Annotated in this window: 27 protein-coding genes and 5 pseudogenes; 24 read left to right on the top strand and 8 right to left on the bottom strand. The window is 35.3% G+C overall.

Going from position 1 to position 25,765, the window contains the following annotated elements; genetic code table 11:
* Window positions 1-446: 446 nt before the first annotated feature.
* Window positions 447-557 (bottom strand): annotated as a pseudogene (locus NV377_RS25910) (tyrosine-type recombinase/integrase); the annotation flags it as partial.
* Here NV377_RS25910 and NV377_RS06170 point away from each other — a divergent pair.
* The 5 genes and pseudogenes from NV377_RS06170 (at window position 544) to NV377_RS06150 (ending at window position 4,012) form a co-directional block, all read left to right on the top strand.
* Window positions 544-729: a hypothetical protein gene (locus NV377_RS06170; RefSeq protein WP_258200268.1), complete on the top strand. Its 186-nt coding sequence runs from the start codon at window positions 544-546 to the stop codon at window positions 727-729. The pseudogene NV377_RS25910 and the gene NV377_RS06170 overlap by 14 nt on opposite strands.
* Before the next feature lie 407 nt (window positions 730-1,136).
* A complete protein-coding gene (locus NV377_RS06165; RefSeq protein ID WP_258200267.1) occupies window positions 1,137-2,084 on the top strand; it encodes a helix-turn-helix transcriptional regulator in 948 nt (315 codons plus the stop codon).
* Window positions 2,085-2,152: 68 nt separating this feature from the next.
* Window positions 2,153-2,694: pseudogene (locus NV377_RS06160) on the top strand (DinB family protein).
* A 32-nt stretch (window positions 2,695-2,726) separates the two neighbouring features.
* Window positions 2,727-3,188, top strand: a complete 462-nt coding sequence (locus NV377_RS06155; protein WP_258200266.1) for an EVE domain-containing protein — start codon at window positions 2,727-2,729, stop codon at window positions 3,186-3,188.
* Window positions 3,189-3,484: 296 nt separating this feature from the next.
* Complete coding sequence (locus NV377_RS06150; RefSeq protein WP_258200265.1) at window positions 3,485-4,012, top strand: DUF4275 family protein; 528 nt, start codon at window positions 3,485-3,487, stop codon at window positions 4,010-4,012.
* A gap of 311 nt (window positions 4,013-4,323) precedes the next feature.
* Here NV377_RS06150 and NV377_RS06145 read toward each other — a convergent pair whose 3' ends face one another.
* Complete coding sequence (locus tag NV377_RS06145; protein WP_258200264.1) at window positions 4,324-5,430, bottom strand: winged helix-turn-helix domain-containing protein; 1,107 nt, start codon at window positions 5,428-5,430, stop codon at window positions 4,324-4,326.
* A gap of 143 nt (window positions 5,431-5,573) precedes the next feature.
* Window positions 5,574-6,032: a DinB family protein gene (locus NV377_RS06140; protein WP_258200263.1), complete on the bottom strand. Its 459-nt coding sequence runs from the start codon at window positions 6,030-6,032 to the stop codon at window positions 5,574-5,576.
* 668 nt (window positions 6,033-6,700) lie between these two features.
* Here NV377_RS06140 and NV377_RS06135 point away from each other — a divergent pair.
* The 8 genes and pseudogenes from NV377_RS06135 to NV377_RS06100 all read left to right on the top strand — a co-directional run bounded on the left by NV377_RS06135 (window position 6,701) and on the right by NV377_RS06100 (window position 12,730).
* A pseudogene (locus tag NV377_RS06135) lies at window positions 6,701-7,321 on the top strand (class I SAM-dependent methyltransferase).
* A 1,201-nt stretch (window positions 7,322-8,522) separates the two neighbouring features.
* Window positions 8,523-8,771: a hypothetical protein gene (locus tag NV377_RS06130; protein WP_258200262.1), complete on the top strand. Its 249-nt coding sequence runs from the start codon at window positions 8,523-8,525 to the stop codon at window positions 8,769-8,771.
* A 632-nt stretch (window positions 8,772-9,403) separates the two neighbouring features.
* Complete coding sequence (locus NV377_RS06125) at window positions 9,404-9,778, top strand: hypothetical protein (RefSeq protein ID WP_258200261.1); 375 nt, start codon at window positions 9,404-9,406, stop codon at window positions 9,776-9,778.
* A 252-nt stretch (window positions 9,779-10,030) separates the two neighbouring features.
* On the top strand, window positions 10,031-10,183 hold the full coding sequence (locus NV377_RS06120) for a hypothetical protein (protein ID WP_258200260.1): 153 nt from the start codon (window positions 10,031-10,033) through the stop codon (window positions 10,181-10,183).
* 151 nt (window positions 10,184-10,334) lie between these two features.
* Complete coding sequence (locus tag NV377_RS06115) at window positions 10,335-10,490, top strand: DUF6199 family natural product biosynthesis protein (RefSeq protein WP_258200259.1); 156 nt, start codon at window positions 10,335-10,337, stop codon at window positions 10,488-10,490.
* Window positions 10,491-10,635: 145 nt separating this feature from the next.
* Window positions 10,636-11,409, top strand: coding sequence for a hypothetical protein (locus NV377_RS06110; RefSeq protein WP_258200258.1), 774 nt, complete (start codon window positions 10,636-10,638; stop codon window positions 11,407-11,409).
* Window positions 11,410-11,484: 75 nt separating this feature from the next.
* Window positions 11,485-11,688 carry a hypothetical protein gene (locus tag NV377_RS06105; RefSeq protein WP_258200257.1) on the top strand — a complete coding sequence of 68 codons (204 nt, stop codon included), beginning with the start codon at window positions 11,485-11,487 and terminating at the stop codon, window positions 11,686-11,688.
* A 406-nt stretch (window positions 11,689-12,094) separates the two neighbouring features.
* On the top strand, window positions 12,095-12,730 hold the full coding sequence (locus NV377_RS06100) for a hypothetical protein (RefSeq protein ID WP_258200256.1): 636 nt from the start codon (window positions 12,095-12,097) through the stop codon (window positions 12,728-12,730).
* Window positions 12,731-12,864: 134 nt separating this feature from the next.
* On the opposite strand, the gene NV377_RS06095 is transcribed toward NV377_RS06100, so the two are convergent.
* Window positions 12,865-13,857: a S41 family peptidase gene (locus NV377_RS06095; RefSeq protein ID WP_258200255.1), complete on the bottom strand. Its 993-nt coding sequence runs from the start codon at window positions 13,855-13,857 to the stop codon at window positions 12,865-12,867.
* Between the two features lie 749 nt (window positions 13,858-14,606).
* Between NV377_RS06095 and NV377_RS06090 the strand changes: the two genes are divergently transcribed.
* From NV377_RS06090 to NV377_RS06075, 4 genes are all read left to right on the top strand, one after another.
* Complete coding sequence (locus tag NV377_RS06090; RefSeq protein ID WP_258200254.1) at window positions 14,607-15,137, top strand: thioredoxin domain-containing protein; 531 nt, start codon at window positions 14,607-14,609, stop codon at window positions 15,135-15,137.
* Window positions 15,134-15,937 (top strand): transporter substrate-binding domain-containing protein, encoded by an 804-nt coding sequence (locus NV377_RS06085; RefSeq protein WP_258200253.1) that lies wholly within the window; start codon window positions 15,134-15,136, stop codon window positions 15,935-15,937. Before NV377_RS06090 ends, NV377_RS06085 begins: the two co-directional genes overlap by 4 nt.
* Window positions 15,938-16,006: 69 nt before the next feature.
* Entirely contained in the window at window positions 16,007-16,690 is a 684-nt protein-coding gene (locus NV377_RS06080) for an amino acid ABC transporter permease (protein WP_258200252.1), read from the top strand.
* Window positions 16,687-17,430, top strand: a complete 744-nt coding sequence (locus NV377_RS06075) for an amino acid ABC transporter ATP-binding protein (RefSeq protein WP_258200251.1) — start codon at window positions 16,687-16,689, stop codon at window positions 17,428-17,430. Before NV377_RS06080 ends, NV377_RS06075 begins: the two co-directional genes overlap by 4 nt.
* Before the next feature lie 454 nt (window positions 17,431-17,884).
* On the opposite strand, the gene NV377_RS06070 is transcribed toward NV377_RS06075, so the two are convergent.
* The 3 genes from NV377_RS06070 to NV377_RS06060 form a co-directional block, all read right to left on the bottom strand.
* Window positions 17,885-18,076, bottom strand: coding sequence for a hypothetical protein (locus NV377_RS06070; RefSeq protein WP_258200250.1), 192 nt, complete (start codon window positions 18,074-18,076; stop codon window positions 17,885-17,887).
* A gap of 350 nt (window positions 18,077-18,426) precedes the next feature.
* Window positions 18,427-18,597 carry a hypothetical protein gene (locus tag NV377_RS06065; protein ID WP_258200249.1) on the bottom strand — a complete coding sequence of 57 codons (171 nt, stop codon included), beginning with the start codon at window positions 18,595-18,597 and terminating at the stop codon, window positions 18,427-18,429.
* Window positions 18,598-19,289: 692 nt separating this feature from the next.
* Window positions 19,290-19,856, bottom strand: a complete 567-nt coding sequence (locus NV377_RS06060) for a C1q-like domain-containing protein (RefSeq protein WP_258200248.1) — start codon at window positions 19,854-19,856, stop codon at window positions 19,290-19,292.
* A 487-nt stretch (window positions 19,857-20,343) separates the two neighbouring features.
* On the opposite strand from NV377_RS06060, the pseudogene NV377_RS06055 reads away from it, so the two are divergent.
* A pseudogene (locus NV377_RS06055) lies at window positions 20,344-20,415 on the top strand (DUF3189 family protein); the annotation flags it as partial.
* A 225-nt stretch (window positions 20,416-20,640) separates the two neighbouring features.
* Here the strand turns inward: NV377_RS06055 and NV377_RS06050 are convergent.
* Window positions 20,641-20,853: pseudogene (locus NV377_RS06050) on the bottom strand (Ku protein); the annotation flags it as partial.
* Window positions 20,854-20,926: 73 nt separating this feature from the next.
* Here NV377_RS06050 and NV377_RS06045 point away from each other — a divergent pair.
* From NV377_RS06045 to NV377_RS06020, 6 genes are all read left to right on the top strand, one after another.
* Complete coding sequence (locus NV377_RS06045) at window positions 20,927-21,604, top strand: response regulator transcription factor (RefSeq protein WP_258200247.1); 678 nt, start codon at window positions 20,927-20,929, stop codon at window positions 21,602-21,604.
* A complete protein-coding gene (locus NV377_RS06040) occupies window positions 21,601-22,611 on the top strand; it encodes a sensor histidine kinase (RefSeq protein ID WP_258200246.1) in 1,011 nt (336 codons plus the stop codon). The genes NV377_RS06045 and NV377_RS06040 overlap by 4 nt, the downstream gene beginning before the upstream one ends.
* Window positions 22,612-22,703: 92 nt before the next feature.
* On the top strand, window positions 22,704-23,417 hold the full coding sequence (locus NV377_RS06035; RefSeq protein ID WP_258200245.1) for an ABC transporter ATP-binding protein: 714 nt from the start codon (window positions 22,704-22,706) through the stop codon (window positions 23,415-23,417).
* Window positions 23,414-24,163, top strand: coding sequence for an ABC transporter permease (locus NV377_RS06030; RefSeq protein ID WP_258200244.1), 750 nt, complete (start codon window positions 23,414-23,416; stop codon window positions 24,161-24,163). Before NV377_RS06035 ends, NV377_RS06030 begins: the two co-directional genes overlap by 4 nt.
* Window positions 24,160-24,915, top strand: a complete 756-nt coding sequence (locus tag NV377_RS06025) for an ABC transporter permease (protein WP_258200243.1) — start codon at window positions 24,160-24,162, stop codon at window positions 24,913-24,915. Before NV377_RS06030 ends, NV377_RS06025 begins: the two co-directional genes overlap by 4 nt.
* A gap of 58 nt (window positions 24,916-24,973) precedes the next feature.
* Window positions 24,974-25,618 carry a CPBP family intramembrane glutamic endopeptidase gene (locus NV377_RS06020; protein WP_258200242.1) on the top strand — a complete coding sequence of 215 codons (645 nt, stop codon included), beginning with the start codon at window positions 24,974-24,976 and terminating at the stop codon, window positions 25,616-25,618.
* Window positions 25,619-25,765 lie beyond the last annotated feature (147 nt).

Here is a 25,765-nt window from a genome sequence, read left to right as displayed (position 1 = left end):
TAAAAATCCTAATGGTTGTTTTTATGCTTGTCCAGCATAGACTTCGTCTATTGAATAATTGATCTAAGGAAACGAAGAGAATTGCCTTGAAAAACGTCCCTCAAAACGTCCCTCAAAACGTCCCTCAAACGTCCCTCAATAGTACAGTTCGTTACAGTTTGTTACTAGTCAACAATTCAATTATCATTGGTATTACAAGGTTTTGACTATCGCAACACCCTATAAAATGGTGCAGGACATAAATAGAACACAAGTTCACCAATGGGAACTTGATCAATATTTGACTCATTACTAATATGAAGATTGCCTTAACGGCGAGGGTTTAGATGGATTTTATATGGGGGACAGTTTTGGTGGAGAAAGGCGATTTACTTAATCGTCCCCTAAACGTCCCCCTGTTTTTATTTTGAGGACTAAAAATGTTTTCAGTATAGGCTTCAATTTAATCAGTATTTCTTTTTCTTTAGCTCTTTTGAAATGTGAGAGTAAACGTCAGAAGTGATCTGAATACTTCCATGTCCAAGTGGTTCCTGGACGTATTTCATGTCGGCTCCAGATAACCTAAAGCAATGGGTTATTGAACGCCTTCAAGCTTTGTGTACAACCCTTTCGCAAGGCGCAGCTAATGGGGAGGAAGCTTTTGTGAAAATGATTGAAGAGGGTCATTTATCGCATTATGAGCAGGAAATTAAGTTTTTGACTTTGCAGTTCGACGATTGGACTATATAACCAGGTTAATATACAGTGATCAATCATTGAACTCTAATGGAAGAACTCGTTAACTTCTATCATCTGTGGTGTGGCGCTTGCGCTACATGTATGGCTAATGGGGATCGTCAGTTGAATAAATAGGTGATAGTCCAAGACTTTATTTTCTCGTCCATTACTGCAGCTGTTCTTATTACGAGAATGTGTATATTGGTAAGGTTTCGTCTATTACAATCAAGAAATGGATTTTTTAATGAAAGCACAATACCTGAGGGCAGAGAAAAATTAATTTATAGTTTGAGCCCTCTTGTAGTAGAATAATTAAAAGTGATGTCATGCAAATACTGTTTTAAGGTACCCTATAAAAGGGGATTAGGAAGATCTTGAATTTTAAGAGGCAGCGAATCTCTTGGTAAAGGATGAAGCGCATGAACAAAACGGATCGTTTATTAGCCATAGTGCTTGAGCTGCAGCGTAACGAAGTGCTACGAGCAGAGGATTTGGCCGCTATATTTGAAACAAGCGTAAGGACTATCTACAGGGATATTCAGGCTTTGAGTGAAGCTGGGGTATCCGTGATAGGGGCGCCAGGGCAGGGATACTCCTTAATGGAGGGGTATTTCCTGCCGCCAGTCAGCTTCACGGTGGAAGAAGCAGTGACGTTACTCATTGGGACAGATTGTATCGAGCAGTGGTTCGATACTCACTATAGCAGTAAGTCTCGCACTTCTAGAAGTAAGATTGAAGCTATTCTGCCGGAACCGATCCGCATTGAGGCAATCCGGATTCGCAAGAGCTTTCGTTTGCTAGCAACCGCTGAAGATAAGGCACGAATACAAGAGAAGACATACTTGGAAGCGATTCGTCGGACGATACTGGAGGAAAGGAAAATAAGTTTTCACTATTCCAAAAGAATCGCCGAAGCTGATGGGAACCGCCAAAGTGTTCGTACGGTTGCTCCTTATGGACTTGTGCTTCATCAAGGGTCATGGGTACTCATTGCATGGTGTGAATTGCGTGAAGATATCCGTCATTTCCGGTTGTCCCGAATGACGAGGCTTATCGATCTGGAAGATAGATTTATGATGCCAGCAGATTTTCATTTAGATGAATACCAGCCTCCAGACGATCGTAACGTCAGAGTGAGCATTTGGGTCCAAGCCGAGATTGCCGATAAGGTAAGGGAATCGAACAACTTCTATATAGTAACCATAGAGGAACATCCGGAAGGTTTGCTGGTGACCCTTAACGTTCGGCAGCCTGAGGAATTGCTGCATTGGGTGCTTGGCTGGGGAGCCGGAGTGGTTGTGCTGGAGCCGGAATCCTTCCGACATCGGGTTAGAAATGAACTGGATAAAATGTTAAAACGCTACTGACATAATGGTGTCAGTAGCGTTTTTGTATACTTAGATAAGAAGATGACTAAAGGGGCTGACCAATGATGATTACAACAAAAGAAGCATTACAACGTTTTGAAGAAACTGCGATACATTATATTCATGAGTGGATCAATTCAATATGGAGCATTTGAAGGAAAAGCCAAGTGACAACGAGTGGTCAATCGGACAGATGGTTCAACATCTCATTAGCTCGGCGCTTTATATGCAGCTTTGTAATATTGAACACTGTCTGAAGCCAAGCCAAGATCCCTTGGTGCCTCGTACGGAAAAAACCGAGGTTGGTGCGGCTGTATTTGCTCAAGGAGGCTTCCCGCCCATTCGTATTCATGTTCCGCCTTCCCCACAATATACGCCGGAGCAGCCAGCAAGCAAAGAGCAGCTAATTCAAGGGTTACACAGTGTTATCCAGAAAATGAAGGAGATCGAACCGCTCCTTAAAAAAACGTCCAAAGAGAATACAATGCCCCATCCGTCATTCGGTGGACTGTGTGCTGAGGAATGGTTTCTGCTTGTTGAAATGCACTACCGTCACCATCTTCTGCAGCTGGACCACTTAAAACAAGGATTAGATCGGGAAGCGACGTAAATATTTATTGAAAAAGGAAAGGAATTCGAGATATGCAAATAGATGAAATAAGTCAACAAAGCCGCTTTTGGATTGGTGTTGTGTCCGCATCCCACGTGAAGTTTGGAGTGTTGGGAGGATTCGCCCAGCTCTGCCACGGGAAGTCAGTACCTTTACGAAAGATGCGGGCAGGCGATTGGTTGATCTATTATTCCCCGCGTACAGAAATAACGAAAGGGGAACCACTCCAAGCATTTACCGCTATCGGGGAAGTGGATGATGATAAAGTCTACGAATATCAGATGTCTGAATCGTTTGTGCCATTCCGCAGAAAAATCCGCTATATTTCGAGCAGACAGGTACAGATTAGAGATCTATTAGAGCAGCTTAGCTTCACTCGCGGGAACCGAAATTGGGGGTATTCCTTCCGCTACGGTCAATTTGAGATCGGTCGGAAGGACTTTCTGACGATTGCGAGTGCGATGCTGAGCAATGAGCAGATAGAATGTTTTTAAAACTTGCCGTTACCAGATTGTGCGGAGAACCTTATCACAAGTAGTGGTAAAGCGTAAGTTGGAATTAACGGTGAGTTTGAGTAGTAGTTAACAAAGATACGACTGGAGGACAGTACACTAAATCCTGTCGTATCTTTGTAACAATCATTCAGCTAACGGGCAGGTTAGTGTAAACATTTCGCGAATACTCTAAGGATGGAATTATTTGCGAAGTTCGCGCAAATAAATCGTTATAAGAAATTGCTGCAAAGTAATTTAAAATATTTTCTTCTACAATATGGTTTGGGGGCTACACATTGATTAAAGATAAAATAAATGAAATACTAGAAAAGTTACCGGATGAAGAGCTAGAAAATGTCTATTGGGCAGTTAAACATATCGAGAAAAAATACTTATTCAATTGGAATTTATTTGGTAAGGGTGTAAAAATAACGAATCAATTCGAAGAATCAGAAAAAATCATTGCGTTATGGGATGCCACATTTGCAGGTCATATAAGTGAGGAAATAAAAAATGATATTTATTATAACGAATTTAAATGGCATATTTTCAGTTATAAAAAACAAGCTTGTATAAGTGAGCATGCTGCAAGAAGTGCATTTAATACAACAAACAAAAAAGAAGTATATGTAATGTATCAAAATTCTCCATATATAACGTTATTAAGAAGTGCAAATGAGATAGTTGCAGAAGATTTTGATACTGAACAAGATGTATATATTTTTGATAGTAGCTTTACTTGGACTTATGTTCAAACGCATGAATCAATGTGTGGACCCTATTATTTAAGGCTTAATAAAAAGAATAGTGTTAGTAGCATTTAAGTTGGCAGCAACTTCTTATAACACAGTATTCGCGCAACGGGTATACGCCCTCGGAATTTCGAGGATTAGATTTGACCATTCATTCAGCTAACGGGGAACGTTAGTTTAATAACAACAGTGGCAGTCTAAGATTTTATTTATCAAGTCTTGGTCTGCCAATGCTTTATATTAATGGTTCTAGTGCATAACATATAATCCAAAACTCCCAAAAGTGCGTATTTCTAAACAGTACCTCAGCTCATAAAGAAAAGGCTTATTAACATCATTAATAAGCCTTTTCTAAGAATACGCTATTGCAAATAAAACTAATTTCATTTGGTTTGTCTATAATCATGTTTTATTGAGTTACAATCATTAAAAATAGAAAACTTCTTTAAACACCCATCTAAATCCGCTTGAAATCCAGAAGTATTGTTAGTTTCCTGCTCAAACCATATTTTTTTTACTATTAGAGTACGTGTCTCTTTCTCAATACGTATCTCTGTCCTACCAATAAATTTATCTCCATGTAGAATTGGTAATATATAATAACCATATTTCCGTTTCGACTCAGGTGTATAGATTTCCCATTTATAATCGAAATTAAAGAGTTTATATATAAGTTTTCTATCCCACATAAGATTATCTAGAGGAGCAATTAATTCACAACGTTCATCCCATTCCTGTTTTCTTTTAATCACTTCAATGAGTGGAATATCTTCTACCAAACAATACAAAGCCTCGTTGAATTTTTCTACATAAATAGGAATGATCTTTTTTTCTGATATTAATTGTTGAAAGACTTCTTTTCGCTGCTCTGCTTTAAAATTCCATATGTTTAACCATGCATCTGATGCTCGATTCCACAAGAGACCCACTGCCCCGATACGACGAAGCACACGCCATTTCAAATGTTCTAAATCATGTTTAAGAGGATCTTCTGTATTTAATATATCGGAATCTATATGATTAGTCGAAAAATCATAATACTTACGAGTACCTTTTTTATGATGTATAACTAACTCCCCTGTCGCATACATCTGCTCTAGAACTGATCGAGCTGCATTATTCCCTCCGCTCCAATGAATATTTGATTGCCAGTTAAAATGATCGCTGAATTTAATATCATCTGAACTTAATGCTCCATACTGCTTAATTTTTTCACGTATTTTATCAGATAGAATCTCTATTTGTTCATACTTCATAGCATTTTCTCGAGCTGCTTCTCTATATCTTTCAAAATAAGGCCATTGAGTAACAGATATTATAGATAGATTCTTATCAGGATAATCAATTAGTACTCTCTCTTTATATAATAAATCATATAGCATTTTTTTATTGAATCCTCGTACGCGAGATTGTAATACTAGTTCTGCATTTTTTCCACAAGTATCTATTGGATCATACTGAATACAACCACCCTGACTTATATATTCCATAACCCCCTTTTTTTCTGTAAATCTATGCGTACCTAATAGTCCATGTTTAAGAAGGATAAATTGTCTAGCTTGTCTATTGGATAAATGTATACTCTCTCACTCCTTACTATGTAGTTTAATCACCTTTATCAAATCGAAACAACCTAATTACCTTTCGTTGGCCCCATCACTGGAGGTACAGTTAAATGTGCTTGTCTTAAAAGTACAAGCATTTGACCACGATGATGAGTTTGATGATCAATCAAAAAACGTAGTAATTTTCCCCTATTTGAGTAACCTTTAATTCCAGTTTCAAGAACTAAATCTTGATCGGATAGTTTTGAAACTTCTTTCGAAAAATTACTCGAAACTAATTCATAGTAACTCACTATTTCTCTTGAATTTTTTGGAATATCTTTCATTCTATTTGGAACCTCAAAACCCATAAGTCCACTAATATAAACAACTGTATCAGCTAAATGGCACCCTAACCAACCTAATGTACTGTGACCCTCCACAATACTCTGATCCAATTTATCATCGGTAACTACCTGCAACACTAGCAGTGTTCCCTCCATAGATACTGACCAATCTAGGATGAAATCATCAATTTTTCTATACATAATATTCCTCCTTGTCATTAAACACTATCTTAGTATACAAAAAATAAATATAAATGGAAACAAATGTTCTTATTTTAATGAAAATGTCAGATAAAGTTCTGGACTCGGAAAATAAAGTAGCAACATTCACTAAGAAGTTCGCGTCTCCTTCTATTAAGGGAGGTATCTATGTTATGGTTAAAAAGATGATTTCTCTGGTTATATTTTGTAGTTACGTTTTGCTGATTGCTTGCTCTAAAGAACCAACTGAAGAAATTTCGGAAAATCACATTGAACATTTTAATTAGAACGTGAATCTTAGTACCAGTAAACCTGAAGGTCAGTCGAAGTGTGGAGAAGTTGTAAAGGATGACGTTACAAATTTAATTTCAATTTTGGAAACGCCTAAAAAGATACTGTAAGGACAGGTACGCTTGAAAATTTTCACAGTTGAGTAAAGAGATTCTTTAAGAGCTTTAATGAATAGTATTAGTGATGAACATTTATTGAACTAACGGGGAAAGATAGTTCAATACCATGGGGGCAGCCAATTGGGCAGCCCTTCGTTATGCTAACGGCAGGATAGTACAATAAGAATTCAAGAAATTTATGGTAAAATATTAAGGGAGATAAAAATCTGGGTATGTAATTGATTAATATAATTACTATTGAAATGGGAGTGTCGGGGTTTGAATAATTCATGGAATAAATTTATATATAAAATCGGTTCTCCAATTTATGATAAGTTTTTTAATTCAGGTATCTTCTTAAATGCTCGGAAACAAATATTCCAATCAATACCATTTAATGGAGAACAAAAAATCTTATTTGTCGGTGTAGGAACGGGTGCTGATTTAGAGTTAATCAATTACTCTGACTTAGATATAACTGCAATTGATTATTCACCTGATATGCTTGGAAAGGCGAAAACCAAGTTCAAAGATTCTACGATTAAATTTTTAGAAATGGATGCTCAAAATATGGTTTTTGAAGACGAAGTATTCGACTATGTAGTAGCAAGTCTAATACTTTCAGTTGTACCAGATGCTAATAAATGTTTTCAAGAAATTTCGAGAGTTTTAAAGCACGAAGGAAAAATAATTATTTTTGATAAATTTGCTCCTGAAAATTAAAAGCTTTCGTTACTAAAAGTGCTTTTAAGACCAATTATTAGCGTATTGGGAACTGATATTGGTCGAAGTTTTGAAGAAATAATTCCAAAAAATAATAAAAGTTTAAAAGTAGAAGAAGATTCACCAGTTATGATGAATGGGATGTATAGGAAAATAATAATTACTAAAATTCATTGATTATTGTTATTATGCTAACCGGGAACTTGGGCTTAATACAGACCAAAATGAGGCAGTCAGAATTAATTTGGCTGCCTTTTCCACGCTAACTGGAAGGATAGTAAAGTTACTTCTCGAATACTATACAAATATAGTATAAGGTGGTGCAGGATTGAACTTTGTTTTCATAGCCTGTTCTTTAATCATTTCAACAATATTATCCATCCTTATAATGAGGAACAGAAAAAGAAAATGGCAAGGTATGTTATCAGCCTTTGTCATCAACATGTTAATATTGGGATTAGCATATTGGTTTCTGTACAACTTAGACGAGGAATCAAGATTGTTTGGAATTGATTTTCATAGTCGTTATACATTAGTATCGTCCATCCCAGTAATAACGTGGATTAACTTTATTATTCTCTCTTTTAACAGAAAAAGGGGTGTAAAAGCAAAAGTATAAAATGCTATTCCATTTTTGTTGTGTTCTGTGATTTATTAATCGAATTGAGCTAACAGGGAACGCTAGTTCAAAAAGCAAGTAAATTAAAACCTCTACTTAGAAGCAAACTAGATTAATAGCTTCTAAAGGGAGGTTTTGTAATGAACTTGAGTGAGTTGTGGCGGTTGTACGAGGCTGACAAACGTATTCAAGGATTTAGTCCGAAAACATTAAAAGCTTATGTCCTCCAGCAAAAATGCTGATGTTGGAACTTGGCGATCTCGAAATATCAGAGATAACGTTAACAATGCTGAAGGAGTACTTGGCCAAACAAGCTGATAGATTTAAGCCTAGCGACCTAGGGCATCGAATTCGGTTTGTTCTTTCCCTTTTTCGCTATGCTTATGAGGAGACGTACCTGACTTCAGATCCCTCTCTAAAATTAAGAGAACCAAAACTGGATAAACGTATTCCTAAGTTTTTGATCGAGGAAGAAGTTATCCACTTAAAGATCTCTTGTCAGTCACTTAGGGAACGAGCGCTACTTGAGTTTCTCTATTGTTCCGGCTGCCGAGTTGGTGAAGTGGAGAAGATAAACATCGAGGATCTCAACTGGGAAAACTAATGCGAAACGTTTAATCAAAGAGAACTTAAATTACCGATTAGATTACCACCTATGGAATTTACTCATCATTTTGGTAGATGTGTAAACGACAAGGAGAATTATAACGACGAATTTCAAATAGAATACCTCCATGAAGCTTAGAGAAAAACCACTATATGATTGATGTAAGATCTATTGAGCAAAAATTAGACTTAGGGAAGTCAAAGAAAGATTGGGGAAAATACAAATTCAAAGACGGTAGTGAAGCCCTTTACATTACAACTAAATCCCCAAAGACTAGGGGACGATTCAATATTTTAGTGTTTGAAAAAAACGGATGGCATTACCGTCTGGCAGTAGATAGTCGGATAGGGAATCATGTTACAGCGGATGTGCTCTTTGGAATAGCTCAATCTATAAAGTAGGTTGTATGTTAAATAGTATTTTAAATAAAAGCCTAAACCTACCACAGTTTGGTGATAAGGTCATTCAGCTATCGAAGAACGTTAGAACAATAAATAGGATTCTAATTAGTAAATGAAAGGAATTTTTTCTTAGCAAGAGGCATAATGAAAGTCGCTCTACCGTAATGGGAAGGGTGGCTTTTTTTGGCTTTTAAACACTGTGGTGAATAACGAGGATTGTTGTATTGTAGTTATTTGGTTCATTAGCATTAGTCCATGACAATTTATAAAATGTTGTGTTCTTCATCAGTAGCAAATACATAAGTGTATTATCCTTCAATTACTCGATAGCCATAAATCTTAAAATCTCTTCCATGAAGCGTAATTATCAATAGCAACATCTCTTGGACATTAATTAAGATGAGTATAATCGACAACGAAAACATTTGTAATATGAACTATATGTGGAATTATTTGTTATAATAATGAAGTGATTATATTGTTAAGGTTTCGTTTATTACAAACATCATAGTAAATTAACGAAGTTCATAAATATAGTGTTATACACAATTACTATATGAAAAACAAGGACGTTAATACATGATTATCAATAGTGTATATAATGTTGAGAATTTAATTATAGAGGTGATACCTTGAAGAAAATAGTTGTTTGCAGTGTGGCAACTTTTTTGATTACGGTTCTCATGATAATTTTGATGGTGCAACTGTTTCCTTATACAGGACTCGGTAGATTAATTACCATACCTATGACGATTGTGGTTAATTTAGCTATACCGATAGAAACTCATGACGTAGAAAAGCTATCCCCCGACAAACAGACACCTCAAGAATATATTGTGGCCTTACATAAATTCAGGGATGAAATACCTTTAAATGGTTCGTTTGTTCTTGATGGAGGCGTAGATAAATATGGCGTAGATCCTGCAATCCGAAATATCGAAGAAATCTCGGACAAACTTGTTGGCCACTATGAGATTTTGTGGTTGTATCTCGAGAAATTTAAATAATTGTAAAAACGAATGAGTTAAATGACATAATGAAAGTAGTTCAATGAGGGTAGTAACAGCGTATAACACTGCATTAACGCATCGTCGCATACGCTCCTCGGTCACTGGTGATGATTTTGGCAGAGGAGCTGACTCACGTGACTTCAAAATATAGATTTAGAAACAATTTGTACCTTTCCTCAATCAGAAAAGGAACTGTTTTACATTAGTCCAAGATTCCAATTTCCTTTAACACCTAAGCAAATACTTGATATGTTGAATGAGAGATTAGAACCAACTGTTGTCATAAAAAAAGAAACAAATGAAGTAGTAGCATATGGAAATATTTATGATTATGATGTTGTGGAAAGTATAGGCTGGCTTGGTTATGTAATTGTTTCACCGGCTCCGCCTTGGTTACTATGATGCTATTGGCAGAGTAGTAGATTCAGTGACAACTTCCTGTGGAAGTTCATGAATACTTGAACGTTATATGACAGACAGAAAATATAATACAATTAAACATTTAGTGTAATCTAACAGACTATAAACAATTAACAAATATGGAGGGAAGCTAATGTGGATTTTTGTAATCCTCTTTTTAATTATTGGAGTACTATCGATAATTAGTCCTAAAGCATCTTGGTATCTTTCAAATTGGTGGAAATTCGATGGAGATGTGGAACCAAGCGCTGCATCTTTATCCTTATACAGAAATATTGTTGTCATATAAGAACTTTTTTCCGAGTTATTACGTAATAATAAAACGGAAAATTAATGGAGGTTTTTAGATGAGTATAAATAAGAACTACATAGCTTTAAGTTTATTAATCTGTATTATGAAGTGCGACAGAAGCAAATAGTTGAGGAGAGATTAAATGAAATCACAAATTAAGTGTGTGCTTCTTATGTTTCTGTTAAGTATTTCAATAACTGCGTGTTCCATCAATAAAAGTAGTTTAAACCTAAATAATTACAGTAGCACAAATAGTAATGAAATTTTTGACACTAGTGTTCCAACAATTACTTCTTCTGCCCATATTACTCCTTCTGAAATTAAACCTGAGAACAATAAGAGTTTAGCAATGGAAGCATATAAGATAGTATTGCAAAATAAAATTGAATTTTACAGCATAGAAACTAAGAAAAAGGTATATTTGAATAATTTTTTAACTAATAACGAGATTTATGGAACTACATCTAAAATAAATCACTTTGCAGTGCTTGATATGGATGGTGACAAAATACCCGAAGTTGTTCTTGGATTAACAGTAGATGAGAATCCAAATTTTGTTGAAGTCCTGCATTATATGAACGGTGAAGTCTATGGCTGTTTTTTTGGAAACGACCAGTTAAGCGATCTTAAAACTGACGGAACATTTAGATGGTTAAGCGGCGGGTTAACTTACAACGGATATGGAAAATTAAGATTCCAAACCAATTCCTGTGAAACAGACAAATTTGCTTATCATGAATCAAGTGCTACTGATGAATCATTCACCATATTCGCCATAGCATACTACATCAATAATAAACTAGTTACTAAAGATTCATATAAAGCTTTTGTTAAAGAAGAAGATGCTAAAAGGGATGTAACGTGGTATGAATTTTCTCAAGAGAATATATCAACGGTGACTTCAAAAACAAGATAGTGATATTACGTGATATATAACAATAATAAAGATAGTGATAAATATCGTTCTTATTACTGTTAGGGGGATTAACGCTTGAGAAATCGAGCAAAAAGTGGAAGCTTACTAAAACTGGTTGCTGTTTTTATTGTTGTGGTTTTAATTACGATTATAGCATTCAATTTGTTATCAGTTTTATTAATGCGCGAAGGTGATAATGGATTACTAATAATTTCATTTGTTATTTCTCTTCAAATCTCTTTTATCACAGCTTACGTTATCACAAAGGAAAAACAATGACGGTTCAGCTAACAGAGAACTATAGTTGAATGATATACATTGATGAGTAGGCGCTACGGAAGCCTGTTTTTTCATTGAGCTAACAGGCAGACTGATTCCAATATATGGTATTATGTAGGAGCGTGATAAGTAGTGTTAATAAGGGGGATTACCAATGGATAATGAAAAGGAGATTCAAGAACTAAAAAGCCGTATAACTTCTCTTGAGAATCAAGCCCAAAACAAACCTCAAGTATCAAACGTATTGAAGTTCATCTTAATTTTTATAATTGTGTTCGTGGTCTTACTGGTCTTGATTGGAATTTACAATTATATAAGTGTAACCAATTAAGCTAACGGGCAGTTTAACGCAACAAAAAGAGTAGATAATGCGTATAGAACTATAAATTAAGTACGAGGAGGAAAAATGATGAAAAGAATTTTGATAACTTTGATTTTTATTATTCTCACATCTGCTTTTACAGGATGTACAGTATCTGAACCTAATCCCAATCAAAATGCGATCAGTACTAACGAGAATATATCAGGGGAGACACCAAAAGGGACAAATGAGGACAATACGGAACAAACAATTGAAGATAACGACACTAATGATTATTCATTAATTATTAATAATTCAATTATCACTCTTAAAGACTGGGATAACAAAGTTGATTTACAAAAAATATTAGGCGAACCAATTTCGCAGAATATTGAAGAACTTGGTAATGAGGCAGATACACTAAAAGGGTCTTTTATTAAAACATTGGAATACGATGGACTTCAAATCAAACTTACTTCTCCTAAAGAAAATGGTAAAGATTTTTGGATAATGGAGATGGTCGTTAACAAAAAAGACTACAAAACATCTAAGGGAATTGAAATTGGAGATAAGATTGAAGAAGTAAAGAATTCTTATCCTGATTTAGAGATAGCTCTTGATGGTAGAACTGACCCTAATAATTGTGCATATGTATTGAGTAATGAGCAAGTTGAGTACCTACAATTTGAAGTAAAAGAAGGTTTTGTTAGTGAGATAAAAATTCTTTATGTAATGCAATAACAGAAAAATATATTAATAAGCAGTAGCCTTGTTACGCTAACGGAACACTTTAGCTTAACTCAAAAAGCTGCCGAATTACAACGGCAGCTTTTTGATCTGTGAATTGATTTTATTTAAATAGCATTAAGTAACGATTAAAGCAATGTTAATTTGTTTTTGATCTCTGCTATTAGTTGATCTTCTCCCTGATTCGGATGTTTTGAATTATTCTCTAGAACTTTATTAAGGAGTGTCTTATAGGCTATATCATAAGCCTCTTCACTAGCGACCTTTAAATCGGGAATAACGCCTCTCCCTTCCCAATTATCTTTTGTAATCGGATTAATCGCACGACCATTCGGAATAAATGCTTGAAAATGGTCGTTAATTCGATGGATGCCTCCTGGATTTGCGCCCCCTTTGGTTTTTTCTCCGATAATTTGTGCTCTATCAAGGGCCTGTAAACTATAGGCGAACTCCTCAGCTGCCGAACAGGTTATGTTACTGGTCAATATGCAAATAGGCTTGTTTCCTCCAAATCGTTTTCCAGGGACGAAAGGTAAACTCCAAAATGATTGTGTGACATTATAAGAGCGCCAATAAAGATCGTTTAAATGCACGGGTGAAGAATTATCCAACAGATAACTGGAGATAAATGCGACCATAAAAGAGGTTCCACCTGAATTGTTTCTAAGATCTACTATTAATCCACTTGTATCTCCTACAAAACTCATAGCGTTTGCAGCTGTTTCACCTGCAAGCTCAGGAGGCGCAAACTCATTTAATACTAGATAACCGATATTTCCTGGTAATCTCTCTACCTTCTCAAACCCGTAGTTATTTAGTTTTAGTCGTAGTTCCGTATAGTCACTGCTCCCAGAATCATTGGACTTTGAGGGTAATACGTCTTCACTAAAGTATAAATTTAAATGGAGGTCATTGCTTATTTTCTGCATTTGATTTGTTATGACTTCGGATAGGGCATACCCATTAACTGCTTCTCTATATTCACCTTCAGATAGCTTTTCGAAAAGATCGACTCGAATTTTTACTGCTTTCTCTGGAAAAACATAAAATTCCTCCAACAGGTTTGCTAGAGATTCAATCGTGTCTTTTATTAAATCGTTGCTCAGTTCGGAATGGGCCAATAAGAACATCCTCTCTACACATCGAGTTTCAATATCAGTTATAGAATAGATGTAAATGTAAAATTAGTCCAGTCATTCATTCAGCTAATGGAGAACGTTAGTTCAATTAAACAGCTACAATCTAAGAATTTATTAATCAAGTCTTAGAATGTGGCTCCTTCTTTTTTAGACTGAAAAATAAAGTGTTAGACTAATTCAATTGTAGTAACGTAAATAGAGGATGGTTAGTTCATTATACGAGCTGATCACCTCTATTTATTGTTTAAAAGTGATGAGTAAGGTGTTCCTTTTGTTCTTGTTATGAAGTATTTATAACACCTCGATCAAACAGGTTAAAGCAACAACAAACTGAAGACTTATTGCTACGCTTGAAAATAGTAGTTTACTTATCTTGAAGAGAGGAAGATAGATTATAAAGAAATAGTTGTTAAAATCACAGTAGTAGAAACCTATATGATTACATTTTTCGTATTCAAGAGATCCATATTTTATAAAAAAGTTTCTCTTATAGTTTGAGAATATAACACACTAATATTACAATTTGTACTACTTTAATTATATGTTGACAATTCCGATAAGTTTAGTTATATTTAATACATAAATTCCTAATTGCAACAATTTTTTATGCAAAAAATGTTTTGAAATTCACATTTACAGCTTGTTTTAACATTATTAATTTCACCAAACGAATTAACAAACAATGAAATATGTAAATCTAGTGAAAAATAATAGAAAAGAGGGTTTTTAATTTGGAAAAAATCAAGAATACACATTTAACGTTAGGTCATACAGAAGCACCAATAAAAGTAGAAGTGTTCTTAAATCTAGCATGTCCATATTGTGCGTCATTTTATAAACTTGTAGATGAAGTGCTTCTACAATACATAAACCAGAACAAAGTTGAATTAATTGTTAAACATTATGATAAACCTCGAGAAATGCTATTACCAGGAACACTGATCAATCTTAACTTAGACTACAATGATCCTATAAAAACATTAGACAATGTTAAGGCTTTATTTAAAGATCAGGAGACATGGGATAAATTTTCAAGTCATGGTATTAAGGAATATATTGATAAGAAGCATGGATTGAAGGAAGAAGAACAGAATATTGAAATTAGTCTTCAAGTGACTGCTGAAGCCATTGCTCGTGACGTCAAAATGGTTCCAACAGTATTTATCAATAATTTAGAATTTCAATACCCTAAGGAAATTTCCGCTGAAGAATTAATTCAAGTGCTGGAACAACAACTATTAAAGGAGAATAAACAATCATGAAATTCAAAAGACTCTTATTTTTAACATTAATAGCATCATTAACTATTTTACTAGTAGCATGTGGAAAAAATTCTGATGAAACCTCTGAGAAAAAAGTATTAAAAGTAGGTTCTTCAGGTATATATCCTCCGTTTATTTCAGTTGATGATAAGGGAAATCCACAAGGTTACGATGTTGAAGTACTAGAGTTGGTAGCTGAGTCATTAGGTTATGACATTGAATGGACATTTGCTGAGTTCTCAGGGATTTTTGGGATGTTAGATGCAGGTAATATTGATACGGTAGCGAATCTAATTGCAGCTACGGATGAACGTCGTGAAAAATATGATTTTTCTTCGCCATATGCATACTCGGGAGCAACCCTAGTTGTACATGAAGACACTAAGGATATTAATAGCATTGAAGATTTAAAAGGAAAAAAAGTAGGTGTATTACTTGGTAATAACTTACATCAGTTTTTAGAAAAGTGGAATAAAGAAAACGGAAACGAGATTATTATTACTCCTTACCAAGATGTGAGTGGTACTTATAATGAGGTAGCCCTAGGTCGCTTAGATGCCTTTATTGATGTAAAAATTACTGCTGCTTCTCGTATATCAAAGGAAGGCCTGCCATTGAAAATTTATGGTGAGGATTATCTAATCAATTACGATTATGCTTTCCCATTTGTTCGATCTGAAGATAATAAAGAGTTCTTAGCCGCTTTTAGTGCTGAAATCGAAAAATTATTTAATGATGGGACTCTGAAAAAACTTTCAGATAAGTGGAGCGCAATTGATGTAACGGTTCCTCACAAGTAATAATAAACGAAAGGCTACTCTTTATAGAGTGGCCTTTCGTTAGTTGACATAAGAAAGGTTGGCTACTGTATGAAGTTTGATTTTGAGTATATGCTCAGTCTATTTCCAGAAATCATAAAATTTTTACCAATTGTTTTATATATAGGCACATTATCTTTTCTATTAGCTATCGTGATTGGATTTGTCTTTTCCATCATTATTAAAAATAAAGTCAAAATACTTTATCCTATTCTAAAAGTCATCATTTCCTATTCTCGTGGAGTGCCCACCTTAATTCAAATATTCATTTTATACTTTGGGGCGCCACAAATATTTCCAAGCTTCAGTTCAATGAACGCCATTACAGCTGTTATTATTGCTCTTAGTTTGCGAAATGCAGCCTATTTATCAGAGGTTTTCCGTTCAGCATTTTTAGCGGTAGATAAAGAACAGTATGAAGCATGTCTATCCGTTAATATGACGAAATGGCAAGCCTTACGAACGGTAATTTTACCCCAAGTTGTTCGTATTAGCATCCCACCAGCTGGTAACTACTATATTATGATCATTAAAGACACTTCTTTAGCCTTTACAATCGGTGTAATTGATATGATGGCGCGTGCTAAGCTTGAGGCTGCCGTGACGTACAAGTTTTTAGAAGCATATTTGATGGTTGGTCTTATTTACTGGATGATTTCTATCGTGCTTTCTTTCTTGCAATCTAAACTTGAATATGCTGTTGAAAAGCCCTATCGAAAAGAGGAGTTAAAATGATTAAAATAACGAATCTGCATAAAAGCTACGGCTCTACTGTTGTACTAAAAGGAATCGATTTGGAAATTGCTGAAGGAGAAGTTGTAGCTATCATAGGGCCATCCGGTTCAGGGAAATCAACGTTTTTACGTTGTATAAATTTTTTAGAAGAAGCTCAAGTGGGGACTATAGAAATTGATGGAATCAAAGTAGATTTAGAGAATTATACGAAGAAACACGTAAGTGATATTCGCAAGAAAACAGGAATGGTCTTTCAAAACTATGGCTTATTCAAAAACAAAAATGCGCTTCATAATGTATCTGAACCAGTACGCCTAACACGTAATACATCTCGGCAAGAAGCTGAGCAATTAGCTTACAAAATTTTAGCTAATGTTGGTCTTCAAGGTAAGGAGCATAATTATCCTGTAGCTCTTTCAGGTGGTCAACAACAACGTGTAGGGATTGCCCGTGCTTTAGCCCTTGATCCATATGTTATTTTATTCGACGAGCCTACTTCCTCTCTAGATCCGGAGTTGGTTGAGGAAGTTTTAAATGTTATGAAATCTGTTATCAATAGTAAACGTACTATGATTGTTGTGACACATGAAATGGATTTTGCGCAAAGTGTGGCAGACCGAGTTGTTTTTATGGCTGACGGCGTCATTATAGAACAAGGTGCGCCAAAGGATATCTTCCAAAATCCGCAAAATGAAAGAACACAAAAATTTTTGAGAAGTTACTTACACAAATCCAAATAAGGCTAGGGAAATTGAAACGACTGCAGGCTTGGAGGGTTATTACGAATAACTTGATGTTCCATGCAAGCGTATTTGTCTATAATTTCTTACTCTTCATCGAACAAGAGCATCTATAACTACGATGACAGATTTCTCATCAATTCCAACAAGATGACACATGAGTAATATACTTTAATTTTTGACAGGAAATTGATTTGTTTCAATCAATTAATTAAGGTGGTGCAATTTTTCATGGTTCAATTGTGCCACAATGATATACTCCCATCATAATGTACAGTAGAAATAACAAAAACTTCTACTGCTGCAATGATGGGAGTTTTTTAATGTCTAAAAGAAGTTCAACTTCTCTGGAAACGAAATTACATGTCGTATAGTAATGCTTAGAGCACAAATTAAATCCAACCTATACTGCTAAACATTAGTGAAGTCTATAAAAAGAGCCCGTTTTCAGGGCTCAAAATTTCTCTGGTTTTTTAATTTTAATTGAGGCTACTTCTCCGCACGTTTTACAAAATGTATATATAACTGGCGATCCTGAAGATAAAAATTTATCGATTGGCATTACGAAAGCGTACCCATTGGTTATTTCACCTTTAGTAAATGTATTACTTCCACAAGCTTTACAAGTTAAGTTTTCTTGATTCATAGTAACCACCCTTAATGAAATTATTATCAATTAATACGATTTATTCCAAGGAAAGTTTCGTTATTAATAAGTTCTATTTGATTATTTTAGAAAACAAAACGTCTTTAACAGATGTAACTACCATCCGTTTTGGGTAATTTTAACATATGTATGAGGTGATCTATAGATAATAATATGTCAAAGTTCGAAGATTGGGAGTGACTCTAAACCAATTAAAAAAAATAAATGAACAAATTATTTATCAAATAAATTTGCAGTTACTACTTCGGGTGCAGCTCAAGCCATATGTCTAGAAAAGAATCCAGCTTTGATCATACTTGTAGAAATTGAAGAAAAAATGCGTTCTAAAGTTATTCGTTTCTCTTCTTTTTCTTAATATAAATCCAACCAAAGTAAGTAATCCAAAAAGCAATAACTGCAAGGAAAGCATAAGTCTTTTTATCGCTTGGAAGAGTATAAGCTAGGATGATTGTTAAAATGAGAAACGGTGGCAAGAGGGTAAAGTATTTCTTTTTATGCACTTTAACTACCTCCTTATTAATAATCAATATATTATCATTTTAACGATTTTGAGGTATGTATTTTATAAATTCAATTTATGAAAGGGTAAATCTAGTGAGAGGGACAACAGCCGAGTATGCAGCTTATAAAGGTGAGTCACTTCTTGTTTTTAAAAAACCCAAATAGTACCGCTATAATAACGACAACGATTAAGAAACCCATTGATATCACCCCTATTTGAGATTATAGCATGATCTGCACGTTGGGTAGAAGCGAATTTAAGGCAGGAATGATTATTGAAGAATTTAAAAAACAGAAAATAAAATGAAAGTTATGACATTTTAGCGCAATCGACGCGAGATTGTATCATGCACACTTATCGCTTCTGAAATTATTGATTGGGCTGAATCAACAACATCATTTCAATTAGAGGTAGGTGAATCTAGTGAGTGAAGCAGCAGAGCGGTTAATAGGATAGTGCAGAATAGGTGCAAATTACGAAGGAGTGAAGATTTATATGAACAACGAATGTATTGAGTGTAAGTGCGAATATAACAAAGATTATGAAAGCAAATACCCTTTGCGGGGTGTTAAAACTAATTGAACAGTACGCAAAAAAAAACGACAGAGTGAGATCTCTGCCGAGCATGCAAACAGATGAGGGTAGCGACGTAGACGATCGGTTGGGGACACAATCGTGACGCGGTGGAAGTTATGATTTGAATCTAGCAGCTTGAAAATTCGAGCCAGCGCCAGCATCGGCAACATTTGGTCCTTCAAGCGTACCTGAGATGTTAGCTGTAGCAAAAACCTCTACTCGATCTCCAGCCTGTAATTTAAGAATTGCAGAGACACTTGCTACATTCACGAAAGCGGGGAATGTTGGACCAAAGAAGTCATTATCAATTGCGACGGCTGCTCCTCCATTCAGATGAATTTCTACTCGTGCTCTGTAATTTTGGAACGGAAATGTTGGTGCAAAATTAATACTCGCAATAATAGAATATACTCCTGGTGATTTTGGGGTAAATATTGACGTTGCTGGATCGTATTCATTTTCTAAATCGAATTGTTCGGTCGGGAATAAGACTTTTACAAAAGTGTTTGCAGCAAGGGGTTGGGAAACTGTAGAGTTAAGGGCTCTAAAGCCTGAGGCTGGTTCAGGAGTGACTGGTGTTAGTCCACCAGTTAAATAAAATGTATTGTTGTTGGTATTGTGATTGTGATTATTGTTTTTGTATCCGTTATACTTTCTTTTGTGAGGACCGTAATAACCCATGTTATCTCCACCTTCTATTATTTTTCATTGGTTTTAGACTTATCTAGGAGGGGCTAGTACCAATGTATTAATATCATATGTTCACTAATAGATAATGACAGTGTTTTTGATAAGAGCTATAGCACATTTAACGGTCTATTTGATTACGTCGAAATTAAACTCGAGAGAATAGCTCAAGTGTCTCAAAATGACGACACTATATATCTATGAAAGGGTGAATCTAGTGAGTAAAGATGCAACGTGTGTATTTTGCAATGGATAAGGTAAGTTTTAGGTGTGAATAAGAAACGAGAGGAAATGTTTTATAGATTCTATTATGATCTTCTTCAAAAATACTAAAAGTAGTAAAACATTAAGAAAAGTCAAAGTCGCTAACAAATTGGGAGTGGAGTGAGTCTGATGAATTGCCACTTGAAAAACGGATATAATAGTTATAGATAAAAGATAAAAGATAAAAGATAAAAGATAAACGATAAAAGATGATATAATGATTTATATCTATAATGACTATGGTGGAACACATACAACATCTCTGGCAACAGCTTATCATTTAAAACAAAGTACTTGTATTTCTAACCACTTTTTCATATGTAGATTTACCTTCATTCATTGTGTAATAGTCTTCAACAACTTTCATTCTATCAGATAGGCACATTATTATATTTTGTACTTTAAAAGTGTTGTCATACTACTTATATCAAGCATCCTTCATGGGTGCTATTTTTGTTTTTTGAAACTTCGAATGGGGGTAACAGAATGAATAGAGAGTCAGCATTATGGGAAGCAAGCAAAGACAATTATCCACGATGCGAATAGCAACTAAGTTGCTCTTACTACGAATTGAGATTTTAGCAACGCCAATCTTACCTGTTTGTTTGATTGCTTCTAACAGTAAACTGTGTGCTCCTGCACCTGCCATGTCAGGGGAGAGGTAGTAAGGTTTATCAAAGTTAATAGGATCTATGTCTGATAGATCAACAAAATCAAGTACTTTAATTATGCGCGCAGAAGAATGCTGATTTGTGTTAATCTGTCTAATAGTGAACTCAATTTGAAGAGAGGGATGTTACTTGAAAAGAAACGTATTATATATTGAAGATAATGAGAAAATAGGCAGTTGGGTAAAAGAAGAATTGGAACAGCGAGGATTTTCAGTTCGGTGGCTGCTTTCTGGTGAAGGAGCCGAAAAAGAAGTAAATCAGCATGAAATAGTTATTTTGGATATCATGTTACCCGGCCTAGACGGATTTACGGTGGGAAAAAGATTGAAAAAGGCAGCACCTGCTATTCCTATTTTGCTGCTATCTGCTCGAACTTCGATAGAGGATAAGGTAGATGGTTTACAATTTGCTGATGACTATTTAACGAAACCATTCCATACGGATGAATTAGTTGCAAGATTAGAAGTATTAATCCGTCGAAGTGGTGGAACACATTCCGAACGCATTTCATTAGGAAATCATATTGAAGTGGATCCAGAAGTCCAAATGGTATTTGACAAACGCACAGGAGAAGAAATTATATTGACAGGGAAACAACATCAAATTTTAATGTATTTCTTACGCCATCCTAATCAAGTTTTACCAAAAGAGCAAATTTATGAAGCTATTTGGGAAGAAACTTATATAACTGGTGATAAAACATTAATGGTGCATATCCATCGACTGCGTCAAAAGTTGGAACGTCATCCAGATTCCCCAGAGATTATTGAAAACTTGAAGGGAATAGGCTATCGGGTGAAACTATGAAACAGAAAAGATCATTATTTCATCGTTTTCTAAAGGGACACTTTCTATTTATCTTTCTTCCTCCAATTGTGCTTATTTTCTTCTCTGCGCTCATTGAGTTTCCTGGTATCAATGAACAATATCTGAATACGTTAAATCAATTTTACGTTACACTTCTTTTGTTTGGTTTTATTATTGTCGCATTTGTTGTAATATCTTGGATGTTCTTCTTGAGACTTCGTAAACGTCTCATCCGCTTGCAGGAAGTCATGTCATTTTCAGCTAGTAATAACTCATTTCCTAAACCAATATCTATTCAAACGGATCGTATGGATGAAATAGATCAGTTAGGAAGTTCTTTTAATTGGATGATTCAACAGCTTGAAGATAGTCGCAAGCGAGAATATGAAGAGGAATTATTACGCCATCGACTCATTGCGAATTTATCTCACGACTTACGTACGCCACTTACCATTATGAGAGCACATATCACCAGATTAAATAAAGAATCAATGAGTATAGAAGGACAAAACTCATTAACAGAGATGAACCATACGATTACAAGAGTCGGAGATTTAATGGATGATTTACTTTCCTATACATTGCTTACATCGGGGAAACATCCTTTTCAACCCACTTCAACAGATATTGGACGTTTAGTAAGAGCTTCTGTTGCTGCGTGGTATCCTGTATTTGAAGAAAAAGAAATTCAGCTCGATGTTGATTTACCGACAGAGGAGACTTTTTATTGGGAAGCAGATCCTAAATGGATAACACGGGTTCTGGATAATTTATTTCAGAATATTGTTCGCCATGCAGCAGAAGGAAAATATGCAAACATTGTGGTTGATATAGAAAAAGAACTGATTATTGTTGCAGACAGAGGTCCAGGTATGGATAACTCTTCCTATGAACGTGGGGCGGAGATTGGTTTATCGACTTCAAATTATATGTTGAAAAAAATGAAGCTGAAAGCTGACTTTACATCAAATGACAATGGCACAAGAGTAGCTATTAGCAAAGCTTAACCTAAAGTTAACCCAGAATTAAACAACATGATAACCGAGATGTAACTTTGCTTCTATATAATTAGAACCATAACAGAGAGGAAGTGTTATGGTTGCTTACAATTAATAACTTAGTCAAACATCGAGGAACTGGGGAAATCTTATCAGGTATTAGTTTTAAAGCTAGACCAGGTAGAGTAACTGGTTTTTTAGGTCCAAATGGGGCAGGTAAAAGTTCTACACTTCGAATCCTGCTTGGATTAGATCGTGCCACCTCAGGAAGCGCACTAATTAATGGAAAGCCATTCGTAGAATTACATAATCCTATAACAACAGTAGGTGCCGCACTTGATGGATTTGGAGCTCATCGTATGCGAACAGGACGGGCACATTTGCGTTGGATTGCTCGTGCCGCAGGATTGTCACGCTCACGTGTTGAGGAAGTTCTGAAAATAGTAGGTCTTACTAATGCAGCCGGTAAACGAGTTGGGAATTATTCCCTTGGTATGGGGAGAAGACTTGGAATGGCAGCTGCACTACTAGGTGATCCAAAAATATTGATTTTAGATGAACCCGTAAACGGGCTTGACCCAGAAGGAATTCGGTGGATTCGGACATTTTTGCGTGAACGAGCTGAGTCTGGAAACACGGTGTTATTATCCAGTCATCTATTGGGAGAGCTTGCAGAGACTGTTGATGATGTGGTGATTATTAATCATGGAAAAATCGTTGCAGATGGAACATTGGAAGAAGTAATAGGTAACCATGCTACGCTGGAGGAGGCCTTTTTTGCCCTGACATCTGAAAATGCATGTGATGTTGTATGAGAGCATTCAATGCGGAGCTATCTAAATTGTTCTCCTTGCCGGGCATTTGGCTTGCCTTTCTTATTGGAACATTTATCCCAGCGGTCATTGCTGCCTTGGACAGCATAGCACAAAAAGAAGAGATTATAACTGGAGTTAGCACACGGCTATCGGAAGTTGGCTATATTGGATTAGGTCTTGGTGTGCAAGGTGTCATTGTTCTTGGTGTACTTGCTGTCAGCAGTGAGTATTTAACTGAGAGCAGTGAAGCTGGTGGAGGACAACAGATTCCAACAAGTTTAACTGTTGTTTCATCCCGACTTCATTTTTTGCTGGCAAAAGCAGGCGCTGTGACAGTGATGAGCATACTGCTTTGTATTGTTGCTATTATAACAACTGTGTCAGCAACGCATCTTATTCTTGGTGAATATGCCCCTGCATTTGTATGGTCTAGACTTATCGGTGCAGTTTGTTACTGGACATTCACGGCTCTGTTAGCATTTGGGATTACTGTTCTAACTAAGAATGGTATTATTCCGCTTTCTGTGCTCATGATAAATTCATCAATTGTATCATTTAGTTTCTTGCTTTCCAGGGTTACAAAGTTAGCGTTTTACTTACCAGATAGGGCTGGCCTTGATATGTTTATGTTTATGAGCGAAAGATTTCACACTCCGTTCGCAGGCGGTTTAGTCATGTTTGCTTGGTTAGTCATTATTTTCCTTATTGCAGCTATTGTATTCCATAGGAGGGACGTTGCATCATGAATGTCTCATCTAGTAGAAAGATAACACAAATCCTTGGTGCTGAACTGGGTAAATTAGTTACATTACCATTGATTTGGCTCACTCTTATTGGTACATTCATTTTTAATTTAGCTTTAGCCGCAGCTTTTACTTCTGCTGGTCTACAAGGGGCAGCAGGAACGCAAAGTATACTGAATATAGGACTTGCCTCTATGGGATATCTTCAAGCAGGGTTCATTATTCTTGGTATCTTAGCTACTTGTTCGGAGTATACTGGTGGACAGATTCGAACTACTTTAACTACGATACCTTGGCGTGGGTTTCAATTATCCACGAAGCATTTGGCATTGGCAATTGTGACCATTCCTGTGGCGTTTATTATTGCTGCATCAGGTGTACTATATGTTTTTATTATGATGAGAGACACAGCAGTAGTGATTGAAATAGACACGATGAAAACATTAGTAGGTGCAACAGGCTATCTAACATTAACCACACTTCTCAGTGCAGCTATAGGTGCTTTATTAAGACGAACCACTCCTGCTTTAGTGACACTGCTTGGATATTATTTCATTGTCAGTCCATTGTCGAGAGATTTTCTACCTAATATTAAAAATTATTTTCCAGATACGGCAGGATATTATATGTATATGCGACCTTCCTCTGATGAAATAAATGTACTTACACCAATTCAAGGGACAGGTATTTTAATGCTATGGACACTGATCTTTATTGCAGTAGCTATTGTGTTTTACCGTAAACGAGATGCCTAAGTTTAGGTTCATTATTTTTACTAAATAATGAAAGGAGGAGTTTCTGATAGAATTAAAAGTGAATAAAAAATATATCTGGGTATATTTTATAATATTTTATGCCCTATGGTGGGTCAAAGAATTATGGTTGGTTCAATATTTAGATTTGATGGACCCCGTTTCAAGAGCTATAACATCAGCCACTATTAAAATAGTTATTTGGGTCATTCCTGTTATTTTATTAGTTAAATTTATAGAAAAAAGTAAACCGTTTTCCTATTTACAGCTACATCATAACTTTAGAAAAGGTCTAAAATGGACATGTTATGTATCCTTAGCTTTGATATTCTATTTTTTAATAATAAATCTTATCGTTTTAAAAAATAATATTGATTTTCAAATAGGAATTAACGGATGGCTTAATACTATTCTATTGGTTGGTATAACTGAGGAAATTGTCTTTAGAGGTTTTTTATTAAGAAAACTTATGGATTCTTATAGATTCTGGAAAGCAAATACAATTACAGCTTTACTCTTTGTATTGATTCATTTTCCTATTTGGTTTTATAAAGGTCTGTTTGAATTCCCTTATATTTTAAGTTCCATATTAACAGTTTTTGTGTTGAGTATTATATTTGGGTTTGTATATAAGAAAAGTAATTCTCTTTGGTCAGTAATTATTATTCATTCTTTTTATAATTTGTTAGTGGTACTCTTCAACTAACTATAGTGCCGCTCGTCGAACGTTCATAAGTAGGTTTAAGGTCTCCACATGAGAATTAATCTCGTGCGCCTATTTATTTGGTTGCCTTAATCAAATATTTGAATGAAAAATAAGCCACTCATTAATAAGTGGCTTATTCTAATATGC

Source organism: Paenibacillus endoradicis (assembly GCF_024721975.1).
The sequence above is the reverse complement of the archived record's forward strand: the minus strand, read 5'-3'. Positions and strand labels throughout refer to the sequence as shown.

Coding starts and splice junctions, on each gene's coding strand:
- NV377_RS06145 (WP_258200264.1), bottom strand. CDS start 5,430: ATGGAATATATAAGTCAGGGTGGTTGTATTCAGTATGATCCAATAGAT.
- NV377_RS06170 (WP_258200268.1), top strand. CDS start 544: ATGTCGGCTCCAGATAACCTAAAGCAATGGGTTATTGAACGCCTTCAA.
- NV377_RS06130 (WP_258200262.1), top strand. CDS start 8,523: ATGATTGATGTAAGATCTATTGAGCAAAAATTAGACTTAGGGAAGTCA.
- NV377_RS06040 (WP_258200246.1), top strand. CDS start 21,601: ATGAAACAGAAAAGATCATTATTTCATCGTTTTCTAAAGGGACACTTT.
- NV377_RS06025 (WP_258200243.1), top strand. CDS start 24,160: ATGAATGTCTCATCTAGTAGAAAGATAACACAAATCCTTGGTGCTGAA.
- NV377_RS06155 (WP_258200266.1), top strand. CDS start 2,727: ATGCAAATAGATGAAATAAGTCAACAAAGCCGCTTTTGGATTGGTGTT.
- NV377_RS06080 (WP_258200252.1), top strand. CDS start 16,007: ATGAAGTTTGATTTTGAGTATATGCTCAGTCTATTTCCAGAAATCATA.
- NV377_RS06060 (WP_258200248.1), bottom strand. CDS start 19,856: ATGGGTTATTACGGTCCTCACAAAAGAAAGTATAACGGATACAAAAAC.
- NV377_RS06100 (WP_258200256.1), top strand. CDS start 12,095: ATGATGAAAAGAATTTTGATAACTTTGATTTTTATTATTCTCACATCT.
- NV377_RS06120 (WP_258200260.1), top strand. CDS start 10,031: ATGTTGAATGAGAGATTAGAACCAACTGTTGTCATAAAAAAAGAAACA.
- NV377_RS06085 (WP_258200253.1), top strand. CDS start 15,134: ATGAAATTCAAAAGACTCTTATTTTTAACATTAATAGCATCATTAACT.
- NV377_RS06075 (WP_258200251.1), top strand. CDS start 16,687: ATGATTAAAATAACGAATCTGCATAAAAGCTACGGCTCTACTGTTGTA.
- NV377_RS06070 (WP_258200250.1), bottom strand. CDS start 18,076: ATGAATCAAGAAAACTTAACTTGTAAAGCTTGTGGAAGTAATACATTT.
- NV377_RS06140 (WP_258200263.1), bottom strand. CDS start 6,032: ATGTATAGAAAAATTGATGATTTCATCCTAGATTGGTCAGTATCTATG.
- NV377_RS06165 (WP_258200267.1), top strand. CDS start 1,137: ATGAACAAAACGGATCGTTTATTAGCCATAGTGCTTGAGCTGCAGCGT.
- NV377_RS06110 (WP_258200258.1), top strand. CDS start 10,636: ATGAAATCACAAATTAAGTGTGTGCTTCTTATGTTTCTGTTAAGTATT.
- NV377_RS06030 (WP_258200244.1), top strand. CDS start 23,414: ATGAGAGCATTCAATGCGGAGCTATCTAAATTGTTCTCCTTGCCGGGC.
- NV377_RS06115 (WP_258200259.1), top strand. CDS start 10,335: ATGTGGATTTTTGTAATCCTCTTTTTAATTATTGGAGTACTATCGATA.